Consider the following 9115-nt stretch of genomic DNA (forward strand, 5'->3'; position numbering starts at 1 on the left):
ACACCGCCGCAACCGGCGAGACCTCCCCGCCCCCGCTGTCCGGCTGGCACGTGATCACCGCGACCGGCGTCACGGCCGACGAGGCGACCCTGCGCGCCGCGGTCGCCCACGCCGCGCGCGAAGGGCTGCGCGTGCTGGACCTCGTGCCGGCGCAGTTGGACGCCGAAAGCGCCCTCGGGCTGCTCCGGCTGCTCGACCCCGCGGCCCACCGGGCGGACCGGTGCGCGCCCGGCCACGGCGCGGGCCGCGCCCTGCTGGTGTCCGACGAGGTCTACGAGCGCGCCGGCCTCCCCGGCCCCTCTGGCACCCCCACCCCACCGCGCTCCGTGGCCGATCTTCTCCGGCTCCTCGCCCGGCTCAAGGAGTACGCCCCCGATGCCACCGGCTGGGCTCTCGCCCCCGGTCTGACGCTCCCGTCGCCGGACCCCGCGTGCCGCGCCGAAGAGCTGCGCGCCCGCGGCCTGCCGCCGAGCCTGCTCTCCGCCGCCCAGCTCGCCGGTCTCGCCCTGCTGCTCAAGTGCTGCCTCTCGGCGCCGCGTTGGGGCGCGGCGGCGGCCGCCCTGTACTGGCTCCAGCCCACCGCTGTACTCGCCCCCGCCCGACGGCTGCGCCCCGCCGACCTCGCCGCCGCCACCGCGACCCGCCCCCTGCGCTCCCTGTCCGCCGCGCTGCGGACCCTGGCGACACCGCCCGCCGGCCCGCCCGGAACCGACGCTTCGGACCGCCGCGCCGCGTACACCGCCCAACTCGCCCGCGGCACCGACCACTTTCTCGAACCCCGCCGCCCCGACTGCCCCTGGTGTGCGGCGCCGGACCCGGTCGTCCGGGTCCGCATGCCCGACCTGCTCCAGGGCAAGCCCGGCCGCTTCACCCTCGAGGAGTGCCGCCGGTGCGGCCACATCTTCCAGAATCCCCGGCTCACCCAGGAGGGCCTCGACTTCTACTACCGCGACTTCTACGACGGCCTCGGCGGCGAGGGCGCCGACCTGGTCCTGGGCCGGATCAACGGTACGTACCGGGCCCGCGCCGAACTGCTCAGGCCGTTCACCACCCCCAGGGCCTGGCTCGACGTCGGCACGGCCGGCGGGCACTTCTGCAACGCCGCGCGCACCGTATGGCCCGACACCCGCTTCGACGGGCTGGACATGGGCGAGGCGGTCCAGGAGGCGGAGCGCCGGGGGTGGATCGCCACCGGCTACCGGGGCCAGTTCCCCGACCTCGCCGACCGGCTCGCCGGCCGCTACGACACGGTGAGCATGCACCACTACCTCGAGCACACCCGGGACCCGTTCACCGAACTCGACGCGGCCGTCAAGGTCCTGGCGCCCGGCGGCCATCTACTCATCGAACTCCCCGACCCCGAGGCCCGTATCGCCCGACTGCTCGGCCCCCACTGGCTGCCCTGGTTCCAGCCCCAGCACCAGCACCTGATGCCCGTCCGCAACCTCCAACAGGCCCTGGTGGCACGGGGGTTCACCGTCCTTGCCGTGCAGCACGGCGCGGCTCACCAGGCCAACGCCGACTTCATCGGTGCCGTCGCCCTCACCGCCAACCGGCTCGCGCCCGACCCACATGCCCCCTGGGCCACCGTCCCCGCCACCCCGGCCCGCCGCGCGGCCCGCACCGCCGTACAGGCCCTGGCGCTGCCCTGCTACGGCGCCGCGATCGCCCTCGACACGGTGCGCACCGCGGTGGCCCGCGCCACCGACGGCGGCAATGCCTACCGGCTGCTGGCCCGCAAGGATCCGGGGTGAGCGCCGTGGACCTGGCCCAGCGCCCGACGGCGGACCCGCTGCTGCGGCTGCTCGCCCATGGCTTCGCGACGGCGTACGGCCACCGGCCCGCCGCGGTGTGGCGCGCCCCGTACGCCTTCCACCTCACCGCGCACGCCGTACCGCCGGGGACAGCGCCGCGGGCCGACTGGGTCGCGGCGGCCAACTGGTACGTCGGCGTGGCCGTCGCCCCGCGCGCCGACGGCATGCTGCGCTGCGGCTCCCTCAACCACCCCGCCGACGCCGCCACCCTCCCGCTCACCGGACCGGCCGCCCGCGCCCCCGGTTGGGCGGCCCGCCCGTACGCCGCGCTGCGCGCCCTCGCCGCCGCCGGCATCGGCCGCGGCGGCGCCGACCTCCAGCTGAACGCCACCCTGCCCGACGCCGTGGGGCTGCCCGTCGCCGAACCCCTGGAGTGCGCGGCCGCGCTGGCTGTCGCGCACGCACACGCCGAGCGGGGCGGCCGCCCGCCCACCCGCCCACGGCTGGCGGATCTCCTCGACGCCGCCGTACCTGGCGATGCCGCGCTGCGCCGGGCCGTGCTCTTCGCCCGCGCCGGGCACCTGCTCGCGGCCGACGACGGCGCGCTCCACCAGCCGCTGGCCGCGGGCGACGGCGGCCCGGAGCCGTGCCTGCTGCTCCTGACGGCCCGTGCCGGCGGCGGCGGGCAGCCGGCCATCGGCCTCACCCTCGCTGTCCGCGAAGCCCGGCGCGCCGGGGCCCGCGCCGCCTGGTGGCCCGGACGGCGTCCCGGCCGCAGCGTTCTGCTGCTCGCACCCCGGGACCGGCGCGCGGCCGTCCGGACCGCGGTGGCCGCCGCCTTCGCCCGCCGTGAACTGCCCGTACCCCGCCTGCTGCGGATCGCCACCACGGACGCGGCCCGCCGCGAGGACCGACCGCCGCACCGCGCTGAACCCGCACCGCGCTGAACCCGCATCCCGCCGTACCGACAAGGAGTGAGACCGGATGAAACCCCAAGCCGAACCCCGGCCGAAACCCCGCCCGAACCCCCGGGCCACACGCCTGCGCACCGCGCTCGCCGCAACCCTCGGCGCGCTCGGCCTGATCGTCACGGCCACCGCCGCCCAGGCCCAGGGCCCCCGGCAGCACGCCGTCAAGGCCGCACTGCCGGCCTACGACCACGTCGTCATCGTCGTCTTCGAGAACAAGCAGTACAACGAGATCATCGGCAGCGCCAACGCGCCCTACATCAACCAACTCGCCCAGGGCGGCGCCAGTTTGACCGGCATGAAGGCGCTGACCCACCCCAGCCAGCCGAACTACTTCAACCTCTTCTCCGGCGCCACCCAGGGCGTCACCGGCGACGGCTGCTACGCCGCCCAGTCGATGAACGCCGCCAACCTCGGCCAGGAGCTGATCGCCGCCGGCAAGACCTTCGCCAGCTACAACGAGGGCCTGCCCAGCGAGGGTTCCACGACCTGCTCCAGCGGCAAGTACGCGCAGAAGCACAACCCGTGGTTCGCCTTCAACAACGTGCCGGTGAACACCGGCAAGACCTTCGCGCAGTTCCCCAAGGACGACTTCACCAAGCTGCCGACGCTGTCGTTCGTCGTCCCGGACCTGTGCAACGACATGCACGACTGCGCCGTCGGCAGCGGCGACACCTGGCTCAAGAACAACCTCGACTCCTACGCCCAGTGGGCCAAGGCCAACAACAGCCTGCTGATGCTCACCTGGGACGAGGACAACTACCTCGGCTCCAACCAGATCGCGTCCGTCTTCTACGGCGCCCACGTCAAACAGGGCAATGTCGCCGGCGCGTACAACCACTACAGCCTGCTGCGGACCTTCGAGGACATGTACGGCACCGGCCACGCGGGCAACGCGGCCACCGCCACCCCCGTCACCGAGGTGTTCGACACCGGCGGCACCCAACCACCCGGCGGCGACCTCAAGCTCACCGCCCCCGGCCCGCAGACCTGCCGCTTCCACCAGGACTGCACCGTCCAGCTGACCGCCACCGGCGGCAAGGCCCCGCTCGGCTACCGCGCCACCGGTCTGCCGCTGGGCCTGACCACCGACGCGGCCGGCGGCCGCATCACCGGCAAACCCTGGCAGACGGGCACCTTCCAGGTCACCGCCACCGCCACCGACGCCGCGAACGCCACCGCCAACGCCGCTTTCCCGCTCACCGTCAACTGGTTCTGACCCACCGCGCGAGGAGACGTCCGTGTATCTCTCGTCCAGCCGCGCCGCCGACGCCTCGGCCGGCGTCGCCCGCGACCGGCCCTTCGCCCGCCGCGCCGTCGCCGGCAATGTCGTCGCCCTCGGCCTGGTCAGCATGGTCACGGACGTCTCCTCGGAGATGGTCACCGCGGTCCTGCCGCTGTACCTGGTCGCGGGCCTGGGCATGACCCCGCTCGCCTACGGCCTGCTCGACGGCGTCTACCAGGGCGTCACCGCACTGGTCCGCCTGGTGGGCTCGTACGCCGCCGACCGCACCCGCCGCCGCAAGCTCGTCGCGGGCGCCGGCTACGCCCTCTCCGCCGTCTGCAAACCCGTCCTGCTCGCCGTCACCACCCCCTGGGCGATCGGCGCCGTACTGGCCGCCGACCGCACCGGCAAGGGCCTGCGCAGCGCCCCGCGCGACGCGCTGATCTCGCTGTCCACCGCCCCCGAGGAACAGGGCCGCGCCTTCGGTGTGCACCGCACCCTGGACACCGCCGGCGCCCTGCTGGGCCCGCTCGCCGCCTTCGGCGTGCTGTGGGCCGCCCGGGACGGCTATGACGCGGTCTTCCAAGTCAGCTTCTGCAGCGCGGTGTTCGGCGTTCTGCTGCTCGTCCTGTACGTCCGCGAGCCGCGCCCGGACCCCGCCGCGCACCGTACGCGGACGCCCCGCCCGGGTGCCGTACGCACGCTCCGCACCCTGGCCCGTACCCCCGGCGTGCCGCGGCTGAGCCTGGCCGCCGTACTCCTGGGCGCCGCCACCATCAGCGACGCCTTCCTCTATCTCGTCCTGCAGCAGCGCCACCACCTCGACGCACGGTGGTTCCCCCTGCTGCCGGTCGGCACCGCGGCGGCCTTCCTGCTGCTGGCGCTCCCGGTCGGCCGCCTCGCGGACCGCGTGGGGCGCCTGCGGGTCTTCCTGGCCGGTCATGGCGCCCTGCTCGCCGGGTATCTCCTCCTGCTCGCCCCCATCGGCGGCCTGGCCCAACTCCTCTCCATGGCAGCCCTGTTCATCCTCCTGGGCGTTTTCTACGCCGCCACCGACGGGGTACTGATGGCTGCCGCCGCCCCGCTCCTGCCACCCGCCGTGCGGGCGAGCGGTCTGGCCCTGGTGCAGACCGGCCAGGCCGTGGGCCGCTTCGCCGCCGCGGTCCTCTTCGGCGCGGCCTGGACCGCCCTGGGCCCCACCACGGCCCTGGCCGCCGCGGCCGGCTGCCTGGCCGCCGCCGTCGCCCTCTGTGCCCTGATCCTCGCCCGCGGACGGGCGGCCGCCCGCGGCAGGGACTCCGCCGGACGAAAGGCCTCCGTATGACGCCGGTCCCCGCCCGCCACCGCCTCCTGATCCTCCTCGCGGCCACCGCCCTCCTCGTCACCGGCGCCGTCGTCGCGGTCGGCCGCGCCGCCGACCGGTCCGCCGGGCGCAACCATGACCGCGCGGGCCAACCCACCGTAAACAAAGGGGAGTTGGACCTACGGCGGCCAGGGCGGCTGCTCTTCCGGAACCTGGCATGGGGCCCCCAGCGCGACCACCTCGCCGCCGTCCCGCTGACCGCCCCCGCCGCCGCCCGCACCGCCGCCCCCAGGAACTGTCTGCGCTTCCACGCCGCCGCCGGCACCGGCATCTGTCTGCGGTCCAAAGGTGGAGTGGTGCCGGGCCACGAGGCCGTCGTCCTGGACTCCCATATGCGGCCCGTACGCCGCTTCCCGGTGCCCGGCATCCCCACCCGCGCCCGCGTCTCGCCCAGTGGCCGCCTCGTCGCCTGGACGGTCTTCGTCAGCGGCGACTCGTACGCGGGCGGCGCGTTCTCGACCCGTACCGCCCTCTACGACACCCGGACCCGCACCCTCCACGACAACCTGGAGGACTTCACCGTCCGCGTCGACGGCCGCCGCCACGAAGCCGTCGACCACAACTTCTGGGGCGTCACCTTTGCCGCCGACGACACCACCTTCTACGCCACCCTCGCCACCCAGGGCCGCACCTATCTCGTCCGCGGCAACCTGACCCGCCGCACCCTGACCGCCATCCGCGAGAACGTCGAGTGCCCCTCCCTCTCCCCGGACGGCACCCGCATCGCCTTCAAGAAGCGGGTACGGCCCAAAGGGGCGGACGCACCCTGGCGGCTGTACGTCCTGGATCTGCGCAGCGGGCGCGAGACGCCGCTCGCCGAGCGGGCGAGCGTGGACGACCAGGCCCTGTGGCTCGACGGCCGCACCCTCGTCTACGCCCTGCCCGGCGACTACGGCGCCGATCTGTGGAAGGTCCCGGCGAACGGCAAAGGCCACCCCCAAAAGGTGGTGACCTCCGCCGTCTCGCCCGCCGTGACCGGGCCCTGAGGGCCGCCTCAGCGGCGCCGCACCAGCGGGAACGGCAGCGTCTCGCGGATCGACAGACCGGTGAGGAACATGACGAGGCGGTCCACGCCGATGCCCAGACCACCCGTCGGCGGCATCGCGTACTCCAGGGCCTGGAGGAAGTCCTCGTCCAGCTCCATCGCCTCCGGGTTGCCGCCCGCCGCCAGCAGCGACTGGGCGGTGAGCCGCCGCCGCTGCTCCACCGGGTCGGTCAACTCCGAGTAGGCGGTGCCCAGTTCGGTGCCGAACGCGACCAGGTCCCAGCGCTCGGCGAGCCGCGGGTCCTTGCGGTGCTGGCGGGTCAGCGGGGAGACATCGGTGGGGAAGTCCTTGTAGAACGTGGGGAGTTGGGTCTTCTCCTCCACCAGCCGCTCATACATCTCCAGCACGATGTCGCCGCGCCCCATCTCCGGCTTCACCGGCACCGACGCACGCAGACACAGCCGCCGCAGTACATCCGGCCCGGTGTCCGCGTCGACCTCCTCGCCGAGCGCCTCCGAGATCGCGCCGTAGACCGTCTTGACCGGCCAGATCCCCGAGATGTCGTGCTCCACCAGGCGGCCGTTCGCATCGGCCTTACGGGCGGTGGCGCTGCCGAACGCCGCGACCGCGGCCCCCTGGATCAGCTCCCGGGTCAGATCGAGCATCACGTCGTAGTCGGCGAACGCCTGGTACGCCTCCAGCATCGTGAACTCGGGGTTGTGCTTGTACGAGATGCCCTCGTTGCGGAACGTCCGCCCCATCTCGAAGACCTTCTCCATACCGCCCACACACAGCCGCTTGAGGTACAGCTCCGGGGCGATCCGCAGATACAGATCGAGGTCGTAGGCGTTGATGTGGGTGTGGAACGGGCGGGCGTTGGCGCCGCCGTGGATCTGCTGGAGCATCGGCGTCTCGACCTCGAGATAGCCGCGGTCGATCAGCCCCTGGCGCAGCGCCTGCACGGCCGTGCTGCGCGCCCGCAGGTTGTCCCGCGCGTCCGTCGAGACGACCAGGTCCACATACCGCTGGCGGACCTTGGCCTCCGGGTCGGACAGCCCGCGCCGCTTGTCCGGCAGCGGCCGCAGACACTTGGCGGTCAGCCGCCACTGCGTCACGAACACCGTCAGCTCACCGCGGTCGCTCGCGCCGACCTCGCCCTCGGCCTCGATGTGGTCACCGAGGTCGATGTCCGTGCCGAAGCGGTCCAGCAGCTCCTTGCCGGTGCCGTCCCGGGTCAGCGCGATCTGCAGATCGCCCGACCAGTCCCGCAGCACCGCGAAGAGCACCCCGCCGTGGTCCCGGGTGAGCAGCACCCGCCCCGCGACGCTGACGGCCTTGCCGGTACGGGTGCCCCGTGCGAGGCCGGGGTGCTCCTCCCGTACCTCGCCGAGCGTGTGCGTGCGCTGCACGCCGACCGGATACGGGTCCGTGCCGTCCTCCCGCAGCCGTTCCAGCTTGTGGTGGCGCACCCGCACCTGCTCGGGCAGCGCGGCCAGTTCCTGCGCGCGCTGCTCCTCCTCGGTGGCCGGGGTGTGCACCAGCCCGAGCTCGTCCAGCGACGGCAGACCCGCGGTGCTCGCCGGTGCCAGCACCCGCTTCTGGTGCCCCTTGCCCCACAGCTTGCCCAGGCTCGGCACCGCGACAAAGCCCTCGGCGATACCGGACGCGAGCCCGATCCGGGCCAGCGCACCGGCGTCGGCGTAGCACAGGAACCGCGGGTACCACTCGGGGTTGTACTTGGCGTTGGAGCGGTAGAGCGCCTCCAGCTGCCACCACTTGGAGAAGAACAGCAGCAGCTTGCGCCAGAACTTCAGCACCGGTCCGGCGCCGATCCGGCCGCCCTCCTCGAAGGCGGAGCGGAAGACCGCGAAGTTCAGCGAGATCCGGCGCACCCCGAGCTGCCCGGACTGGGCGCACAGCTGGGCGACCATGTACTCCATGACGCCGTTGGGCGCGGACCGGTCGCGGCGCATCACATCCAGCGAGATGCCGTCCGTGCCCCACGGGACGAAGGACAGCAGCGCCATCATCCTGCCGTCGCCGTCGAACGCCTCGGCCAGCAGACAGTCCCCGTCCTCCGGGTCGCCGAGCCGGTCCAGCGCCATCGAGAAACCGCGCTCGGTCTCGGTGTCGCGCCAGGCGTCCGCCCGGTGGATGACCTCCTGCATCTCCTCGTCGGAGAGCGCCGAGTGGCGGCGCAGCCGGAAGGTGGCGCCGGTGCGCTCGACCCGGTTGACGGCCTGCCGGGTCACCCGCATCTCGCGGCCGTCCAGATCGAAGTCCTTGACGTACAGGATCGCCTCGTCGCCCAGCTGCAGCGCGCCCAGCCCGGCGCGTGCGAACGCCTTGGCGCCGTCCTCGCTCGCGCCCATGACGGCGGGCTGCCAGCCGTACCGTCCGGCGACCTCCAGCCACGCCTCGATGGCCGGTCCCCAGGCCTCCCGGTCGCCGACCGGGTCACCGCTGGCCAGACAGACGCCGGTCTCCACGCGGTAGGTGACGGCGGCCTTGCCGCTGGGCGAGAAGACCACGGCCTTGTCGCGGCGGCTGGCGAAGTAGCCCAGCGAGTCCTGGCTGCCGTAGCGGGCGAGCAGCGCCCGGATACGGGCCTCCTCGTCGCCGTGCAGCGCGGCCTCCATCCGCTGCGAACGGAACAGCGCGGCGGCGGCGTTCAGCAGCGCGAGCGCGCCCAGCAGGCCCAGCACCGTGCCGACCCCGTGCGGCGGATGCCCGGTGAAGGGGTGACCGACGACCAGTTCGCCGCTGACGCGGTTGACGGTCCACAGCAGCCGGTTGCCGCCGCCGGCCTCCAGCGTGCC

General features: G+C 73.9%; 6 protein-coding genes. 5 read left to right on the forward strand and 1 reads right to left on the reverse strand.

What is annotated here, in order from left to right:
• The 5 genes from AB0D04_RS41250 to AB0D04_RS41270 form a co-directional block, all read left to right on the forward strand.
• The coding region (locus AB0D04_RS41250; RefSeq protein ID WP_362712548.1) for a class I SAM-dependent methyltransferase at positions 1-1754 on the forward strand (1754 nt) is incomplete at its 5' end.
• On the forward strand, positions 1751-2701 hold the full coding sequence (locus AB0D04_RS41255) for a galactokinase (RefSeq protein WP_362712549.1): 951 nt from the start codon (positions 1751-1753) through the stop codon (positions 2699-2701). The genes AB0D04_RS41250 and AB0D04_RS41255, both read left to right, overlap by 4 nt.
• A 37-nt stretch (positions 2702-2738) precedes the next feature.
• Positions 2739-3941 (forward strand): alkaline phosphatase family protein, encoded by a 1203-nt coding sequence (locus AB0D04_RS41260; protein WP_362712550.1) that lies wholly within the window; start codon positions 2739-2741, stop codon positions 3939-3941.
• A gap of 22 nt (positions 3942-3963) precedes the next feature.
• Entirely contained in the window at positions 3964-5271 is a 1308-nt protein-coding gene (locus tag AB0D04_RS41265; RefSeq protein ID WP_362712551.1) for an MFS transporter, read from the forward strand.
• Positions 5268-6296 carry a TolB-like translocation protein gene (locus AB0D04_RS41270; RefSeq protein ID WP_362712552.1) on the forward strand — a complete coding sequence of 343 codons (1029 nt, stop codon included), beginning with the start codon at positions 5268-5270 and terminating at the stop codon, positions 6294-6296. Before AB0D04_RS41265 ends, AB0D04_RS41270 begins: the two co-directional genes overlap by 4 nt.
• 8 nt (positions 6297-6304) lie before the next feature.
• On the opposite strand, the gene lysX is transcribed toward AB0D04_RS41270, so the two are convergent.
• The coding region (gene lysX / locus AB0D04_RS41275; RefSeq protein ID WP_362712553.1) for a bifunctional lysylphosphatidylglycerol synthetase/lysine--tRNA ligase LysX at positions 6305-9115 on the reverse strand (2811 nt) is incomplete at its 5' end.

The sequence above is a fragment of the Streptomyces sp. NPDC048483 genome, from assembly GCF_040651455.1.
Taxonomy (GTDB): domain Bacteria; phylum Actinomycetota; class Actinomycetes; order Streptomycetales; family Streptomycetaceae; genus Streptomyces.

Excerpts from the sequence above, each read along its gene's own strand:
- AB0D04_RS41260 (WP_362712550.1), top strand. The coding sequence starts at position 2,739 with ATGAAACCCCAAGCCGAACCCCGGCCGAAACCCCGCCCGAACCCCCGG.
- AB0D04_RS41270 (WP_362712552.1), top strand. The coding sequence starts at position 5,268 with ATGACGCCGGTCCCCGCCCGCCACCGCCTCCTGATCCTCCTCGCGGCC.